A 15811-nucleotide genomic window follows, 5' to 3' on the forward strand; every position below is an offset into this window, starting at 1 on the left:
CCTAAACGACTGACGAGAAGCGGAAAACAGAGGGTACAGGGCTTATTCTGGCATTCCTCTGTGATATAACAACCGGTATAAAACCGGTACGAAACCATTACAAAACCATTACGAATCCATTACGAAACCAAGAGTACCATCAATTTTAGGGAAAGCCGATTATGAGGCGCGCCGTAAACGACTTGCTCGGAGCCTACGACAAACTGATTATGGACCCGGTTCACGGGGCCATTCCCCTGTACCGCCATGAAATACAGGTGATAGACCACCCGCTGTTCCAGCGCCTGCGCAATATCTGCCAGAACGACATTCTCAGCCTGGTATTTCCCGGCGCCACCCACTCGCGATTCTTGCACAGCATTGGCGTGATGCACGTGGGCACACGCATGTTCCGTGCGATGATCGACGCCTATCTGCGCGAGCGCCAACTCAGTGAACAAACCGACCTGACCCTGAGCCAACTTGACGCTATCGACTACCTGGCCAAAACCATTCGTTTGGGCTGCCTGCTTCACGACAGCGGCCACTCCAGCTTTTCGCACCAGTTCAGCCAGGCCCGCCACATTCGCGAACTGATGTCGCGGCCCGGAAGGTTTGAGGATTTGTGGGCCGATGTGGACTTTCGCCAGTACCACCCGCAGCCGCCGGAGGAGCTGGAGCACGAGCATTATTCTGTGCGTGTAGCGCACGAAGTGCTCAGCGCTATAGATCTGGCCGCCGCCGGGCTAAACGCGGTCGACGTTATCGGCATTATGGAAACCACAGAAGTTAAACCAAGCCCCACTTTCTGCAAGCACGCAATGACTTTCTGGGAATTCATCGCCGGGGCCGATGCTCACGGCGGCGCTATTGTGGAAGACGATATTCCGGGAATGGTCATGAACCTGCTGTCGTCTATCGTATCCGGCGAAATCGATGCTGACAGGGCCGATTACATGCTGCGCGACGGTTTTCACTCGTCGGTCACCATTGGCGGCTTTAATCTGGACCATCTGTTGAGCAACCTGCGCTTTGGCTGGAACCCCGACGAGCCATGGCTGGGGCTGGCCATCACCCAGAAAGGCTTGGGCGCGCTGGAGGATTTCGTTTATAGCCGTTACCAGATGTACCGCAAGGTGTATGCCCACAAAACCGCGCTGGGTTTTGACTGGCTGCTGCGCGAGGCCATCAACGAAGTATTGGATGACGAAGAAAGTTTCCACTGGATTGATACCTGCCTGAGTGACATGCAGTGGTTTGCGGAGTTAACGGACAACTTCTTCTGGGAAGCGTTTCGTAAAGTGGCGCGGCGCCAGCCAGAAAGCTTTTCATTCTGCATCGTGAACCGGGTAAAGCTGCAACACCTGGATACCCGGGAAGATCTGAACCCAGACGCCATCGCCCAACACAGTCAGTGGCTGGCCGGGCAGCTGGCGCTGAACCCGGCCAATGTGGTGACCTGTTCGATGTATGCACGTTTTTCCAATATTCAGGATAATTTCAACGGCATAAAGGTGCTTATGCGCAACCCCGTCAACCGACGCAGGTCGCTGCAGAAAATCACCGACGTCAGCGCTTTTTTCAGTAAGTTTGGCGACGGCATCATCACCCATTTTTACACACGGCCGTTTACGCCGGCTCCGATCCACCAATAGCGCCCACAAGGCTTACGGCGCTGTTATAAGCGCCTTCTATGCGCCCTCCTGCCAGCCAATCGCCGGCCAGCCCCAATTGCTCGTCTGGGAACCAGAGGTGGCCGGGCTGAGGCTCGTCGCCGGCGTCAGAACGGGCATACAGCCAGCGGTGGGTTAAGGTTTCCAGCGCTGGTTCGGCGCTGCCGCTAAGCTCGGCGAAGGCCGTCATCAAACCATTCACCACTTGCTGGGGTTCGTCGTTCACGTGGGCATTGGTCCACTCGGGCGTTGCGTGCAGCACCCACCAATGGCCTGCAGAAGGTTCATCGAATGCGTTCTCGCGACCCGGCTTGCTGGTGTTGTCCGCTACCCAGAACAACGGTGAATTGGCGACTCTGGCCCCTTGAAAACGCGGCCAGGGGTTAACGTTAAATTTAACGGCTACGGCCCAACACGGCAAAATCTGGGACACCGCCGTGTCCAGTTCGCAGGCAAGTTGCGCCGCACTGCTGTCCGCCAGCAGCTCGCGGGCCTGAGCCGGCGGAGCGGTTATAATTACCTGGTCAAACGCTCCCAAATTCTGGCCGTCGGTGTCCTGCAGAAGCCATTTTTTACTTTCTGAGTCACGGCGTAGTTTTACCACCCGGGTTTGCGCCTGAACATTCAAGCCTTCAGACAAGCCCCGGGTAATGGCGGTCATTCTGGGTGCGCCGACGTAACGCGGTTCCGCGGGAAATTCTGACCAGTCACCGTTATTCTGTTGGTAGCCAAGCTGGCCGTGCCAGGGAACAACCGTGTGCTCACCGGCATGCTGGCGTAAAAACGGCAAAAAATCCGGATTCCGCGATGTGAAATACTGGCCCCCTATGTCCACAGACGTTCCGGCAACCCGTTTTGCAGACAGCCGGCCACCGGGGCCGCGGCTTTTTTCGAACAGGGTCACATCGTGCCCTTGAGCATTAAGCAAAACGCCTGCGGTCAACCCCGCCACGCCTGAACCAACAATGGCAACAGAGCGTATAGTGTCGGTAACAGCGCTTACGGTTCCGTCAGAAGAGTTGTTCTGGTACATAGTGTTGCAGCTTCCATCAGTAATTAAAGGCTTAAAGGGTATGACCCCAGTTCGACATTGGTTTTTAAATATCGTTCGATGGTTTGATTCCGACGCAGGCGCGGACAATCTCGACAGTGATTCACGGGCATTCAACCTGGTTCGGGTTATACCATTTATTGCCCTGCATCTGGCATGCCTGCTGGTATATTTTACCGGCACCAGCACCTTTGCGGTGATGTTCGCACTGGCATTTTTTTGGCTGCGAATGTTTGCGATTACCGGATTTTATCACCGCTACTTTGCCCACAAAACATTCAAGACAAGTAGGAAAACCCAATTTATTTTTGGGGTATTAGGTGCTAGTTCGGCGCAGCGCGGGCCCCTTTGGTGGGCGGCACATCACCGCCATCATCACCAGCATTCAGATCAGGAGAAAGACCTGCACTCGCCCCACCAAGGCGGTTTTTGGTGGGCCCATGCAGGATGGTTCACGTGTGACGCCGGTTTTTCGATGAACGAACGCAAAGTACGAGATTGGTTAAAATTCCCCGAGTTGCGCTTTATCAATCGGTTCGACGCCTTGGTGCCGGCCATCGCGGCACTGATTATTTACGGCATAGGTGAAGGCTTGGCAGCTTGGGCGCCCAGGCTGGGAACGAATGGCCCTCAGTTGTTAGTTTGGGGCTTCTTCATCTCTACTGTTGTGCTGTTTCACGCCACGGTATCCATCAACTCACTGTCTCATGTGTGGGGTAAGCGGCGTTTTGAAACCGGGGACGACAGCCGCAACAACTTCTGGCTGGCGTTGCTTACTTTGGGTGAAGGTTGGCATAACAATCACCATCGCTGGCCGCAGTCTGTACGCCAAGGTTTTCGCTGGTACGAAATCGACATTACCTGGTACGGCCTGTGGTTACTGGCCCGGTTAGGAATTATCTGGGACCTGAACCCAATTCCGAAAAACGTTCAGGAAGAAACCCGCAAGTTAGACTCCATCAGGAGGATGCAATCGTGACCATCGCACCAAAAATCGAGGTAGGCTCACAACATGCAGCCACGCCTCACGTTGTTAATCGCTTTCGCGAGCTGTTTAACACATTAGACAAAGGCAACCTGAATAAGCTCGCCGGAGTTTATGGTGAGCATATCCACTTCAAAGATCCCTTGGGCGAAGTCCACGGTCTGGATGAATTAACCCGCTATTTTGCAGGGTCTTACCAGAACGTCATCGCCTGTCATTTTGTATTTGCCCAGGAAGCCGTGGACGAAGGCACCGTTACCCTGCCCTGGACCATGTATCTGCGCCACAAGCGCATCAATGGCGGCCGAGAAATTCAGGTAGAAGGTATCAGCCATTTACACATTGGCGGTGGCAAAGTGAATTATCATCGGGATTACTTTGATGCCGGCCAGCTACTGTATGAAAACCTGCCTCTGCTGGGCGGTATTATTCGCAAAATAAAGGAACATGCCGGATGAAAAACGTGCTTCAGAAAAGTAGCAATGTTTGGCTCACCGGCGCAAGCTCCGGCATTGGCGAAGCGTTGACCCGTGTGCTAGTAGCTGACGGCCATAAACTGGTGCTTACGGGCCGCCGCCCGGAGCCACTGCAAAACCTGCAACAATTGGCTTCAGACCGCATCAGTGTTGCCGCCGCCGATACCACCAGTAGTGAGGAGTTAGTCACGATTGCGCCGGTTCTGGAAAGCCATGGCCCGCTCAATATGGCCATTTTGAACGCAGGCACCTGTGACTACGTCGACATTGCCAATTACAGCAGCGACGTGATCGGTAACAACATCATAACGAATGTTATGGGCACCGCCCGTAGCCTGGACATTGCACTGCCTGCACTGCGCCGGGCTCGCGCCGAAGGCGAATCGGCGACTCTGGTCATCGTGAGCTCGTCAGCTTGGTGGCTGCCGTTCACGCGGTCAGAAGGCTATGGTGCTTCTAAGGCGGCGCTCAGCTATTTGGGCCATTGCCTTCGAGCCGATTTGGCGCCAGAAGGCATTGATGTCGTAGTGGTATCGCCCGGATTCGTGAAAACGCCCCTGACCGACCTCAACGACTTCCCCATGCCCTTTATCTTGACCGCTGAACAAGCCGCAGAGCGCATTGTCAGCGGTTTGAAGAAAGGCCATCGCGATATTGCCTTCCCCAAACGGTTCACTTGGGCAATGAAGCTTTTGGGTGCACTGCCGCAACCGGTTATTGACCGGATGGCCGCTGCCATGGCGCGGCAATCAGCCGCTAACACGGCAAAATAACCCGACATAATTCTGGCATAAGGCGAACAGTTAATGAGTTTTCAGCGTCAGCGAATTGCTGTCATTGGTGCCGGTGTGTCCGGCCTCACAGCAGCCTGGCTGCTGGCAGAGCACCACGACATCGAAGTTTTCGAGGCAGCGGATTACGCCGGAGGTCACACCAATACCGAACAAGTCTCCTCGGGAGGTCGTTTCTGGCCGGTAAACACCGGATTTATTGTATACAACGACTGGACCTATCCGAACTTCATCAAGTTGATGGATCGGTTAGGCGTTGCGTCAGAAGTTAGCGACATGAGTTTCAGTGTCGACAGTCGCCGCACGGGCCTGCAGTACAACGGCACGAATCTGAACACCCTGTTTGCCCAGCGCCGCAACCTGCTAAACCCTCGATTCCTCAAAATGATTCGCGAAATCTTGCGTTTCAATAAGGAAACCCAGCAGCAGTTGGCCAATCAAAGCATCGACGACAGCGAAACCCTGGGAAGCTACCTCGACCGCAACGGCTACTCGGCGTACTTTCGCAATTTCTACATTATACCCATGGGGTCCGCTATCTGGTCGGCGCCTGAGGTGGTACTGGAACGCTTTCCTATCCGCTTTTTTCTGCAATTTTTTAGCAATCACGGCATGTTGTCGGTTGATGACAGGCCAACCTGGCGAGTGATAACCGGCGGTTCTGCGCAATACGTGGGCAAAATGATGGACCGCCTGGACGGCCGCCTGCGGTTGAATAGCCCGGTGCAGCAAGTGAAACGTGACGCAGACGGAGTTACCGTGATGTGCGCGGGCGGCGAGCAGCGCTTTGACCAGATTGTATTCGCCTGCCACAGCAACCAGGCGCTGGCCATGCTGGCCCAACCCACAGCAACGGAACAACAGGTTCTCGGCGCCATCGCTTACCAGAATAACGATGTGGTACTGCACACAGACGCCAGCGTGTTACCGTCAAATCGCCGGGCGTGGGCGGCGTGGAACTATCTGATTCCTGCCAGCAATAACGAGTTGGTTTCAGTGACCTACAACATGAATATTCTGCAGAATTTCCACAGCGCGGAAGAGACTTTTTGCGTCACCTTGAACCGTAGCCACGACATAGCGCCCGACAAGGTTATCAAAAAGTTTGAATACGCCCACCCGGTGTTCACTTTGGAGGCTGTGGCGGCGCAAAAGCGCTACGAGGAAATCGGCAACCAGAACCGCAGCCACTTCTGCGGCGCCTACTGGTTCAATGGTTTTCACGAAGACGGTGTAAACAGTGCGTTGCGGGTAACCCGTGCCTTTGGCGTGGAGCTCTGACCATGAGTAATCGCCATGAGCAGTGATTGGCTGGAAGGCAGCATACGCCACCGGCGCCAACACCCAGTGCAACACGAGTTCAGCTACCACACCGGTATGCTGGCGCTGGATGTCGACAACTGGCAGTTGGCCACCACGGTTAGCCCACTGTTTTCTGTGGAGCGGTTTAACTGGCTGTCGTTGTATCGGAAAGACTACTTCAAGCCAGACCACGGTCCTCTGGGCCAGGCACTACGGGACTATGTTTGTGAGGCGACAGGCTGGACCCCCGATGGCAAAATCGAGCTGATCACCCACCCGCGCTACTTTGGTTATGTGTTTAATCCGGTCAGCTTCTATTTCTGTTACACCAAGGGTGATAACCCTGCAACCGGAGCAGTACCGCGGGTCATTATCGCGCAAATCACCAACACTCCCTGGCATGAACGCCACGCTTACTGCCTTGAAACCGTTGGCCATCCCGCCAACAAGGCCGGCTGGCGTAGCGAACAATTCGAGTTCGAAAAACGCTTCCACGTGTCACCGTTCAACGGCATGCATCAGAATTACCGCTGGACCTTCAGCTTTCGTGGGCCGCAATTGCGCGTTCACATGAGCGTGATGGAAGATAATACCCGTCAATTTGATGCCACCTTAGTGGTCCAACGCAAGCCGCTCAGTCGTAGGATACTCCATAGCAGCCTGCGACAGTTTCCGCTGGAAGCGTTAAAAATCGGCGCCAGAATATATTGGCATGCGCTGAAACTGAAACTAAAAGGTGCACCGTTTTACACCCATCCGGACAAGTTGGAACCCAACAACCCGGCATTCAGGCTGGGGCAAGAGGATTGCGGCTTGGATCTTGTGCCAGAGCAGTCCAATGAACGATCTCAAGGAACAAGCGGAAAGGTTAGCTCATGGAGAATATGAATACGTCCTCAGCGGTTTCGGCGAAAATAACATCCGCGCGGCGGCCCTCTCCTATGGCTAGCCGGGTGGCGCGTTCGCTGGTAATGCAGCAACTGACCCGCTTACAACAAGGCACGCTGGTTATTCGTGAAGCCGGTGCCAGCGATGTTACTGTAGGGGATGGCAATAGCGCTTATCCTGCCGCCGAGTTGGTTATTCACAATCACAGTACTTGGCGCGACCTACTCACCGGTGGCAGCATCGGGGCCGCTGAAGCTTATGTGGCTGGCGACTGGAGCTCCCCGAACTTGGTGTACCTGCTGCGTTTTTTCAGCCGCAACATTGATTTAATGAATCGATTTGAAGACCGTTTCAGCTGGGTAACCAAGCCCGCCCTGAAGGGGCTGCACTGGCTTAATCGCAATACGCCAGAAGGATCGCGTAAAAATATCAGTGCCCATTACGATCTCGGCAATGACCTGTTCGAGTTGTTTCTAGACCAATCCTTAATGTATTCGTCGGCCATCTATCAGGCGCCGGAAAGTACGCTAGACGAAGCGTCGGCCTATAAGCTCGATGTTATCTGCCGCAAGCTGGAACTCAAGCCTAGCGACCAAGTCCTTGAAATCGGTACTGGTTGGGGCGGTTTTGCTATCCACGCTGCCAAGCATTACGGCTGCCACGTGACCACCACCACCATCTCGGCTGAACAGCTGGCGCTGGCGAAACAACGGGTTGAAGCAGAAGGCCTGCAAGACCGCATTACATTGCTATTTGATGACTACCGCGACCTGAGCGGCCAGTACGACAAACTGGTGTCTATCGAAATGATTGAAGCCGTTGGCCCGCAGTTTTTGCCCAGTTACTTTGGCCAAATCAGCCAGCTGTTAAAACCAGAAGGCCTTGCGCTCATACAAGCCATCAACATGCCTGAACAGCGTTATCAGCGAGCCTTGAAAAACGTTGATTTCATTCAGCGCTACATCTTCCCCGGCAGCTTTATTCCATCATTCGGAGCCATGGTGGGCGCCGTTCGCGAGCAAACAGACCTGGTGCTTGCCCACGTTGAAGACTTGGGATTTCACTACGCCCGCACTCTCAATGACTGGTGTCAGCGCTTCCAGGCTCACAGCCAAAATCTTCACCAACGGGGCTATGACGATGCATTTCAGCGCCTTTGGCACTTTTATTTTGCGTATTGCGAGGCGGGTTTCAGTGAACGGGCCATTGGCGTAGCGCAAATTGTGATGGCGAAACCCGGCCACAAACACGCACCCGTTCACAGCGTATGATTTCCTCACAAACCCATCGTAACATTCTGAATTTCGTCATGTTCGAGCTTGGCTGGCTGGCCTGCGTTGTGCTCTCGCAGGCCTGGGCTCTGGCCATTGTGGCGGTATTCTTGATGCTGCATTTTGTTCTGGTCAGCCAGTACAAAATGGACGAACTGAAATTTATTGCTATAGGTACTCTGGCAGGTTCGTTACTGGATGGCCTTTGGCTGCGCACCGGCATTCTTGCCGACACCAGTGGCGCTGCTGTCATAACGCCGCCCTGGCTGATTGCGCTTTGGGCAACTTTTATGACCTCGCTTAATCATTCCCTGAAGTGGCTGGGCCGCAACCGGATGCTGATGTTCCTGATAGTGCCCATTGCCGGGCCTTTTGCTTACTGGTCCGCCAGCGCACTAGGAGCCGTTACCTTACCCAATATGCTGCCGTCTTTACTGGCGCTGGCCGTGGGGTGGTTGGTGCTGTTTCCGGCTCTGCTGTCTCTGCGCGACTTTCTGTACCCTAGGCTTGCGCAATGAACGCCCGCAACGCCAAGCCAAAATTTGAGTGGTGTGCAACGGCGGCCCTTGCTGCAACGTTGGCCTGGGCGCCTGCTATGGCCGACGCCAGCGCCGAGTTCCACTTCACCGGCAGCGCTCGCCCCTTAGGCAGCGCAAACGCCGGCAGCGAGCTTTACCGCGAACAACATACAATGCAGGGCGTCTGCCGCGGCAATCAGTTCAAACCGCAGAACCACAGGGTTGAATATTTTGACGCCGGCTCTGATACCCCGTTCGCTTTCAAGCAGCTTCGCTATGACCGCGACAACCAGCCCAGCCTGCTGCGCCCCGACGTAGAGTTCGTTCAACCCCGATTCAACGAGCGCCTTTCGGTCGGCTATGATTCAGGGAGTGTTGCCATAGAATGGCAATCGCCCGGCCAAGAGCTTGAACAGTTTCGTCTGGACAGTAACAACAGCCTGGTAGTGGACTCCGGTTTTGACAACCTGGTTCGGCAAAACTGGCAAAGTGTGGTTGAGGGCGGCTCTGTGAATTTCGAATTTCTGGCGCCAACCCGCGGTAGTTACTACAGTTTTGTGATGGAGCCTGTCGATGACAAGGCCAGCAGCGACCGGATTCGCGCCGATCACCTGATTCAAATTCGCCCAACCAGTCTCTTTCTGCGGCTGGTGGTAGAACCCATCTTGCTGGGCTACAACCAGCAAGGCGCCCTGACCCACTATTCCGGCTTGACCAATATCCGTCGCAACCAGCAAGAAAATATTCAAGCGGATATCGTCTACAGCGTTACGGAATATCCGCCTTGTTCGCTGCTGGCACCCTAAGCGAAAACCAGGCGCCATTCCCTCGCGGTTTCAATGTGTTAAACTCCCGCTAAACTTGTGCCGGAGAACCGTCCCCCATGATGTTTGTGTCATTCAACGTCAACAGCATTCGTACACGCCAGCATCAGCTTGCGGCTGTTATTGAACAGCTGGAACCGGATTTTATTGGTTTGCAGGAAACAAAAGTCAGCGATGAAGATTTCCCGCTGGCAGACATCGAAGCGCTGGGTTACCACGTGCAGTTTCACGGCCAAAAAACCCATTACGGCGTGGCGCTTTTGTCAAAAATGACGCCCGACAAGGTATACAAAGGCTTTCCTGACGACCTGGATAACGCCCAGCGCCGACTGATTACCGCAGACTTCACCGTGAATGGTGAAACCCTGACCGTTATCAACGGCTATTTTCCCCAGGGCGAAAGCCGAGAACACCCGGTGAAGTTTCCCGCAAAACAGAAGTTTTATGCAGATCTGATGAGCTACCTGGATGAGCTGAAACTGCGCGACACCAAAGTGGTGGTGATGGGGGACGTGAACATCTCCCCGACTGACAAAGATATCGGCATAGGCGCAGATAATGCCAAGCGCTGGCTGCGTAGTGGTAAGTGCAGTTTTCTGCCAGAGGAGCGCCAATGGCTGGGTGAAGTGGAAAGCCGTGGCTATACCGATGTGTTTCGCCACCTGCACCCGCACGAAGCAGACACGTTCAGCTGGTTTGATTACCGCAGCAAAGGTTTCGATCGCGAACCAAAGCGCGGGCTGCGCATTGACTTGATCATGGCCAGTGATAATTTGTTGCCCCAAGCGCAAAGCGCCGGCGTCAGCTATGATGTTCGTGCTATGGATCGCCCTTCTGATCACGCTCCGGTGTGGGCCAGATTCACGCTCTGATTCTTTCTTCACCAACCAGGAAGGTGGTCGCGCGTTATGGCAAAGATCAAAACTCGCGATCGCATTCTGGACACCAGTCTGGCGCTGTTCAACGCCCTGGGTGAGCCGAATGTCACCACGCTGCTGATATCCGACGAACTGGACATCAGCCCGGGCAACCTTTATTACCACTTCAACAACAAAAGCGACATTGTCAGCGAACTGTTTGAAGGTTTCGAGCTCCAGATGCACGACTTACTGGCCGTGCCCGCAGACGCCAGCATAAGCCTGGACCAACAAAATTTCTTTTTGCATCTGTTATTCGAAGCGGTGGCTCACTACCGTTTTCTGTATCAGGACCTGGTGAATGTGCTGTCGCGCCATCCCCGGCTACAGCCAAAATTTCGCAAAATATTGAAGCTGAAAAACAACGCGTTCCACACCATCTGCACCAGTTTCAGTGCCCAGGGATTTATGACTATCGGCACCGAGGAGCTAGCGACTTTATGTGACCAGTTAACGCTCACCACTTGTTACTGGAGCAGTTTTGATACGCTTTCACATCTTGATGATCGTAATGCGGTAGACCCTGGTCGCGGGGTATACCAGACCATGAGCCTGATGCTGCCCTACTTGGCCCCAGAGGAAAAAGAGCAGGCGTTGCTGATCAGCAGAAGTTACCTATAAAACAGCGGAGTTCTGATGGCCGTGTCACTCTTCCTCATTATAGCCAGGCGTTAATTTCTTAAGGCGATCAAGTTCTGCTTCCAGGCGCTCTACCCGCTTTTGCAAACTCATGACATCTTCATGGCGATACATTCCCAGGCGACGCAGAGCGCCAGATACCCGCTGATCGAACAGATGTTCTAGCTTGTCCCAGGTGCCCGTAGCGCGCTCGCGAACGCCCTCTACCCGATCTTCCACCGACTTCAGCTGTTTTTCCACCACACCACGGGTGCGGCTCTCCATTTGCTCGCCTTCTTGCACCAGGCGTTCGAAAAAACGACCGGTATCTTCTTCGGTTTTATTGAAGGCGCCCAGCCCTGCCAACCAGATCTGTCGTGCCGAATCCTTTATTCTGCCCGGCAACTGGGCATCGGAATCCTTTATTTTGTCCGGCAACTGGGCATCGGAATCCGTATTTTTTTCATGGTCATCGGTCATGACAAAACCTCCAGGCAGGCGCCGAAGCGCGAGTTAAAGCAAGGCTCCCATTGTATTACAGCCGGCGCCCGATTGCAGTGGAGGCTTTCTTTTGCATGTTCGCCGCGGTATGCGATTATGGAGGCTTGTTTCCAAACTCGATTCCGGGAGATAACGCGATGGACCTCAGAAAAATTAATGACCGTATTTCGGTAGCACCGCAGATTCAGATAGCCGACCTACCCGCCATAGCGGGCCTGGGCTTCAAAACTCTGGTCGCCAATCGCCCGGATGGCGAAGAGCCAGGCCAGCCGCTCATGGCCGGCATCGAGGAAGCCGCCCGTGAGCAAGGCTTGCAATTTGTATACATGCCGGTGGCCTCTGGCAATATCAGCGATGATGACGTGGAACGCTTCGGCGCAATGATCCGCACAGCCGACGCCCCCGTACTGGCTTTCTGCCGCTCCGGAACTCGCTGTACCGTTCTGTGGGCGCTCAGCTCGGCTGGTGAAACTCCGGCAAAGGAAATATTCGAAAAAGCCCAAGGCGCCGGCTACGACATCAGCGGCATTGCGCCACGGCTGGCTCAGCAGGCTCAGAAAAAGGGCTGAAAAGCCAACATACCCCACTCGCACAGGCAATCAGTCAGGACTCATTCATGCAATTCAAAGGTTCCGAAAACTTCCGCCACAACCAGCAGGAACGCCTGGGCGTGCTGGTTACCAATTTGGGGACACCCGATGCCCCAACCACATCGGCGCTGCGGCGCTATCTGGGGGAATTTCTGTGGGACCCGCGCGTGGTAGAAGTACCCCGCCCTTTATGGTGGCTGATTTTACACGGCGTTATTCTGCGCATTCGCCCATCACGCAGTGCCAAAGCCTACGCCGGTGTGTGGCAACCAGAAGGCTCGCCATTACTGACCCACACGGCCGACCAAGCCAGCGCCATTAGCGAAGAACTCAAAGCCCGCTACGGCGACAATGTGGTGGTGGAGTTTGCCATGCGCTATGGCAACCCATCCGTGGCCAGCGCCCTGGACGAAATGCAACGGCAAGGCGTGCGCAAAATGCTGGTACTGCCCCTGTACCCGCAATACTCCGCGTCTACCTCAGCCTCCACCTTTGATGCCATCGCCCAGGATTTCGCCAAGCGCCGCTGGTTGCCAGATTTTCGCTTTATCTCTCATTACCACGATTTTCCACCTTACATCGAGGCCATGGCCGAGCTTATCGAAGCCCATTGGATAGAGCACGGGCGCAAACAGAAACTGATGCTGTCTTACCACGGCGTGCCTAAGAAATACTTGACCAAAGGCGACCCTTACCACTGCGAATGCCACAAAACATCGCGCCTGCTGGCGGAGCGCCTGGGCCTGACAAAAGATGAATACATGACCACTTTCCAATCGCGATTTGGCCGCGAAGAGTGGTTAAAACCTTACACCGACGAAACCCTGAAGGCCCTTCCCGGCCAAGGCGTCAAATCCGTGGATGTATTCTGCCCGGGCTTCTCTTCAGACTGCCTGGAAACGGTAGAAGAAATCGACGAAGAAAACCGCGAGTACTTTATGGAATCCGGCGGTGAGGCGTTTCATTACATCACCGCATTGAACGCAACGCAGGGGCACATTGACGCGTTGGTTGCCCTGATCGAGCAGAATATTGAAGGCTGGCAAATACCGCAGAACAATCCGCAACACCTGGCTGAGCGCCAGGCCCTGGCCGATGCGCAGCAGGCAGCTGTGTACCCCCACGAAACGACAAAACTTTAGAGTTTGTAGCGCTAGAGACTTCCGTTGTACCCGGGGACAGATTTCAAATCTGTCCCCTTACCTGCGTTGTATCCAGGGACGGATTTCAAATCTGTCCCCTTACCTGCGTTGTATCCGGGGACGGATTTCAAATCCGTCCCCTTATTGATCTGTCCCCTCCTTATTCCTATTAATCTATCCCCGTCATTTTACCTGTGTCAGAATCTTCAGCATATGCTAGGAGAACAACACAATGGTATCCGTCAAATCGCTACACGGCTCGGCCCAACTGCTTCTGGATGTGGCGGGTGGCGTTACCCGCATAGCCGAACGGACACATCGCACCATTGTCCGGGAGATAAACCCGTTAAACCGGCTGCGTGACGTTGCAGGCGTGCCCTCTAAGGAACGGGAAGGCCACACCTATCAGTTTATCCAGTCAACCATGTTTTCACTGCAACAAGGCTTGCATCGTTCCCTAGACGGGTTCTCGGCGGATGACGAGCCCCCGCACTCGACACAAAGCGAGAAAGTCGCGGCGGCGTTGAATGGTGTCTGCGGTGATCACTTGGAAGCCAGCAACAACCCCCTGGCAATTACCCTGCATTTCAGAGACAGCCAGGGCGCAAAACTAAGGCCTGACGCAGGCAGCGTGAGCGCCATGTTTCCCGACGCCAGTCCGCGTATTGTCGTTTTGGTGCACGGTCTTTGCTTGTCACACGAGTACTGGAAAGGCCACGAAAAAGCGGATTTGGGTATCGAGCTGCAGCGAGCCCATGGCTTCACGCCGCTGTACCTCAATTACAACACTGGCCGGCATATTTCCAGTAACGGCAGGGAGTTAAGCGAACAACTTCAGGTATTAATAGACGCCTGGCCGGTCGAAGTTGAAGAGCTGGTTCTGATTGGCCACAGCATGGGCGGGCTGGTTATCCGCAGCGCCTGCTGGTATGGCAGCGAGCCGACATTACCCTGGACCCATCTGGTAAAAAAAGCACTTTACCTGGGCTCACCCCACCACGGCTCCGCACTGGCCAAAGCCGGGCATTTACTCACCTTCGTGATGCACAGATTCCGCTACGCCAGCCCTTTTGCGCTGGCGCAACATACCAGCGCCGGCATCAAAGACCTAAGACACGGCAATTTGCTTGACGATGACTGGAAAGGCATCAATCAGGACGAATATCACCCCGACATCCGCAAGCCGGTTCCTCTGCTAGAGGGCGCCCGACACTACTTCCTGGCCGCTACCATAGGCGATCACCCAGCAGACTTTTCCAGCACCATGGTGGGAGATCTTCTGGTGCGGCTGAATAGCGCAAAGGGGCATCATTCGGACGCTTTGAAAAAATTACACATACGCCCGGAAGACTGTCGGGTGTTTGAAAAATTGAATCATCTGGCGCTGCTCGACAACAAGGTCGTGCATGACCAGATACTGGAGTGGCTGGCTTGAAAAAACCGCAGCAGACAGACTTTGTCTGGGGACGGATTTTAAATCTGTCCCCTTCCCTTCACCCCCTACTCTTCGTAAATCATCTTGCGCACCATGCCGCCATCCACCACCATATTTTGTCCGGTGATAAACTCGGCTTGGGGGGAAATCAGATAATGCACCATCGCAGCAACGTCGCGGGGTTGACCGACCCTGCCTGCGGGGTGCTGGTCGTGATCCCGCGCGCTTAGGGGCTCAGGCTCCTGCCCTGCATCCGGCTCGCGGGTATCAATCCACCCCGGACTAATGCAGTTGACTCGTACATCTGGCCCCAGGCTGACGGCAAGGGCGTGGGTCAGGGCCACCAGTCCGCCCTTGGTGGCTGCGTAGGCTTCGGTATTGGCTTCGGACTGCAAGGCGCGAGTAGAGGCCATGTTGATGATAGTGCCCCGAGTCCCGCGCAGGTGCGGTATCGCGTGCTTTGCCATCAGAAAGGGACCGGTAAGATTCACGTCCAGTCGTTTCTGCCATTCCGCCAGCGTCAGATCTTCCACCGCACCGGTCACCGGATCTGCCAGGCCGGCGTTGTTCACCAGCGCATCCAACCGGCCTCCCCAGCTTATAACCCGACGCAACGCCAATTCGACCTCGCTCTCATCCGCCACATTGCAGCGCACAAACAACAGATCCGCGGGGTTCCCAAACGCTGCGGTAATTTCATTCCCGGCAGTGTCATCCAGATCGAAAAAAGCGACACGCCAATTCTGCGTCAACAGGTGTGCCACTATGCCCCGGCCAATGCCATGAGCTCCACCTGTTACCAGGGCAAGATTGCGATCATCAGACATTGGAAAAACTCCTTCGGAAACCT

At 54.7% G+C, this 15811-nt stretch carries 17 protein-coding genes; 14 read left to right on the forward strand and 3 right to left on the reverse strand.

Annotated elements, in window-relative coordinates; all coding sequences use genetic code 11:
- Positions 1-161: 161 nt before the first annotated feature.
- On the forward strand, positions 162-1634 hold the full coding sequence (locus tag ATG98_RS18935) for an HD domain-containing protein (RefSeq protein WP_098418544.1): 1473 nt from the start codon (positions 162-164) through the stop codon (positions 1632-1634).
- On the opposite strand, the gene ATG98_RS18940 is transcribed toward ATG98_RS18935, so the two are convergent.
- Positions 1609-2685 carry an NAD(P)/FAD-dependent oxidoreductase gene (locus ATG98_RS18940; RefSeq protein ID WP_098418545.1) on the reverse strand — a complete coding sequence of 359 codons (1077 nt, stop codon included), beginning with the start codon at positions 2683-2685 and terminating at the stop codon, positions 1609-1611. The genes ATG98_RS18935 and ATG98_RS18940 overlap by 26 nt on opposite strands.
- Positions 2686-2725: 40 nt before the next feature.
- On the opposite strand from ATG98_RS18940, the gene ATG98_RS18945 reads away from it, so the two are divergent.
- From ATG98_RS18945 to ATG98_RS18990, 10 genes are all read left to right on the forward strand, one after another.
- Positions 2726-3682, forward strand: a complete 957-nt coding sequence (locus ATG98_RS18945) for an acyl-CoA desaturase (protein ID WP_098418546.1) — start codon at positions 2726-2728, stop codon at positions 3680-3682.
- Positions 3679-4146: a nuclear transport factor 2 family protein gene (locus ATG98_RS18950; RefSeq protein ID WP_098418547.1), complete on the forward strand. Its 468-nt coding sequence runs from the start codon at positions 3679-3681 to the stop codon at positions 4144-4146. Before ATG98_RS18945 ends, ATG98_RS18950 begins: the two co-directional genes overlap by 4 nt.
- Positions 4143-4937, forward strand: a complete 795-nt coding sequence (locus tag ATG98_RS18955; protein ID WP_098418548.1) for an SDR family NAD(P)-dependent oxidoreductase — start codon at positions 4143-4145, stop codon at positions 4935-4937. The genes ATG98_RS18950 and ATG98_RS18955 overlap by 4 nt, the downstream gene beginning before the upstream one ends.
- Before the next feature lie 33 nt (positions 4938-4970).
- The gene (locus ATG98_RS18960) at positions 4971-6236 is read left to right on the forward strand and encodes an NAD(P)/FAD-dependent oxidoreductase (RefSeq protein WP_098418549.1); all 1266 of its coding nucleotides are present in this window, start codon (positions 4971-4973) and stop codon (positions 6234-6236) included.
- A gap of 15 nt (positions 6237-6251) precedes the next feature.
- Entirely contained in the window at positions 6252-7145 is an 894-nt protein-coding gene (locus ATG98_RS18965; RefSeq protein ID WP_098424087.1) for a DUF1365 domain-containing protein, read from the forward strand.
- The gene (locus ATG98_RS18970; protein ID WP_098418551.1) at positions 7133-8416 is read left to right on the forward strand and encodes an SAM-dependent methyltransferase; all 1284 of its coding nucleotides are present in this window, start codon (positions 7133-7135) and stop codon (positions 8414-8416) included. Before ATG98_RS18965 ends, ATG98_RS18970 begins: the two co-directional genes overlap by 13 nt.
- Positions 8413-8934, forward strand: coding sequence for a DUF2878 domain-containing protein (locus ATG98_RS18975; RefSeq protein WP_098418552.1), 522 nt, complete (start codon positions 8413-8415; stop codon positions 8932-8934). The genes ATG98_RS18970 and ATG98_RS18975 overlap by 4 nt, the downstream gene beginning before the upstream one ends.
- Positions 8931-9740 carry a hypothetical protein gene (locus tag ATG98_RS18980; protein ID WP_098418553.1) on the forward strand — a complete coding sequence of 270 codons (810 nt, stop codon included), beginning with the start codon at positions 8931-8933 and terminating at the stop codon, positions 9738-9740. Before ATG98_RS18975 ends, ATG98_RS18980 begins: the two co-directional genes overlap by 4 nt.
- Positions 9741-9817: 77 nt before the next feature.
- A complete protein-coding gene (gene xthA / locus ATG98_RS18985) occupies positions 9818-10630 on the forward strand; it encodes an exodeoxyribonuclease III (protein ID WP_098418554.1) in 813 nt (270 codons plus the stop codon).
- A gap of 36 nt (positions 10631-10666) precedes the next feature.
- Positions 10667-11296: a TetR/AcrR family transcriptional regulator gene (locus ATG98_RS18990; protein WP_098418555.1), complete on the forward strand. Its 630-nt coding sequence runs from the start codon at positions 10667-10669 to the stop codon at positions 11294-11296.
- Between the two features lie 24 nt (positions 11297-11320).
- Here the strand turns inward: ATG98_RS18990 and ATG98_RS18995 are convergent, their stop codons facing one another.
- Positions 11321-11773 carry a phasin family protein gene (locus tag ATG98_RS18995; RefSeq protein ID WP_098418556.1) on the reverse strand — a complete coding sequence of 151 codons (453 nt, stop codon included), beginning with the start codon at positions 11771-11773 and terminating at the stop codon, positions 11321-11323.
- Between the two features lie 158 nt (positions 11774-11931).
- On the opposite strand from ATG98_RS18995, the gene ATG98_RS19000 reads away from it, so the two are divergent.
- From ATG98_RS19000 to ATG98_RS19010, 3 genes are all read left to right on the forward strand, one after another.
- A complete protein-coding gene (locus ATG98_RS19000; RefSeq protein ID WP_098418557.1) occupies positions 11932-12363 on the forward strand; it encodes a TIGR01244 family sulfur transferase in 432 nt (143 codons plus the stop codon).
- A 47-nt stretch (positions 12364-12410) separates the two neighbouring features.
- A complete protein-coding gene (hemH, locus tag ATG98_RS19005; protein ID WP_098424088.1) occupies positions 12411-13526 on the forward strand; it encodes a ferrochelatase in 1116 nt (371 codons plus the stop codon).
- 232 nt (positions 13527-13758) lie between these two features.
- Entirely contained in the window at positions 13759-14961 is a 1203-nt protein-coding gene (locus ATG98_RS19010) for an esterase/lipase family protein (RefSeq protein WP_098424089.1), read from the forward strand.
- A gap of 65 nt (positions 14962-15026) precedes the next feature.
- On the opposite strand, the gene ATG98_RS19015 is transcribed toward ATG98_RS19010, so the two are convergent.
- The gene (locus ATG98_RS19015) at positions 15027-15788 is read right to left on the reverse strand and encodes an SDR family oxidoreductase (RefSeq protein ID WP_098424090.1); all 762 of its coding nucleotides are present in this window, start codon (positions 15786-15788) and stop codon (positions 15027-15029) included.
- Positions 15789-15811: the final 23 nt, after the last annotated feature.

Source organism: Marinobacter sp. LV10R520-4, from assembly GCF_002563815.1.
In the GTDB taxonomy this organism is placed as follows: Bacteria; Pseudomonadota; Gammaproteobacteria; order Pseudomonadales; family Oleiphilaceae; genus Marinobacter.

Coding starts and splice junctions, on each gene's coding strand:
- ATG98_RS18935 (WP_098418544.1), top strand. CDS start 162: ATGAGGCGCGCCGTAAACGACTTGCTCGGAGCCTACGACAAACTGATT.
- ATG98_RS18940 (WP_098418545.1), bottom strand. CDS start 2,685: ATGTACCAGAACAACTCTTCTGACGGAACCGTAAGCGCTGTTACCGAC.
- ATG98_RS18945 (WP_098418546.1), top strand. CDS start 2,726: ATGACCCCAGTTCGACATTGGTTTTTAAATATCGTTCGATGGTTTGAT.
- ATG98_RS18955 (WP_098418548.1), top strand. CDS start 4,143: ATGAAAAACGTGCTTCAGAAAAGTAGCAATGTTTGGCTCACCGGCGCA.
- ATG98_RS18960 (WP_098418549.1), top strand. CDS start 4,971: ATGAGTTTTCAGCGTCAGCGAATTGCTGTCATTGGTGCCGGTGTGTCC.
- ATG98_RS18965 (WP_098424087.1), top strand. CDS start 6,252: ATGAGCAGTGATTGGCTGGAAGGCAGCATACGCCACCGGCGCCAACAC.
- ATG98_RS18970 (WP_098418551.1), top strand. CDS start 7,133: ATGGAGAATATGAATACGTCCTCAGCGGTTTCGGCGAAAATAACATCC.
- ATG98_RS18975 (WP_098418552.1), top strand. CDS start 8,413: ATGATTTCCTCACAAACCCATCGTAACATTCTGAATTTCGTCATGTTC.
- ATG98_RS18980 (WP_098418553.1), top strand. CDS start 8,931: ATGAACGCCCGCAACGCCAAGCCAAAATTTGAGTGGTGTGCAACGGCG.
- xthA (WP_098418554.1), top strand. CDS start 9,818: ATGATGTTTGTGTCATTCAACGTCAACAGCATTCGTACACGCCAGCAT.
- ATG98_RS18990 (WP_098418555.1), top strand. CDS start 10,667: ATGGCAAAGATCAAAACTCGCGATCGCATTCTGGACACCAGTCTGGCG.
- ATG98_RS18995 (WP_098418556.1), bottom strand. CDS start 11,773: ATGACCGATGACCATGAAAAAAATACGGATTCCGATGCCCAGTTGCCG.
- ATG98_RS19000 (WP_098418557.1), top strand. CDS start 11,932: ATGGACCTCAGAAAAATTAATGACCGTATTTCGGTAGCACCGCAGATT.
- hemH (WP_098424088.1), top strand. CDS start 12,411: ATGCAATTCAAAGGTTCCGAAAACTTCCGCCACAACCAGCAGGAACGC.
- ATG98_RS19010 (WP_098424089.1), top strand. CDS start 13,759: ATGGTATCCGTCAAATCGCTACACGGCTCGGCCCAACTGCTTCTGGAT.
- ATG98_RS19015 (WP_098424090.1), bottom strand. CDS start 15,788: ATGTCTGATGATCGCAATCTTGCCCTGGTAACAGGTGGAGCTCATGGC.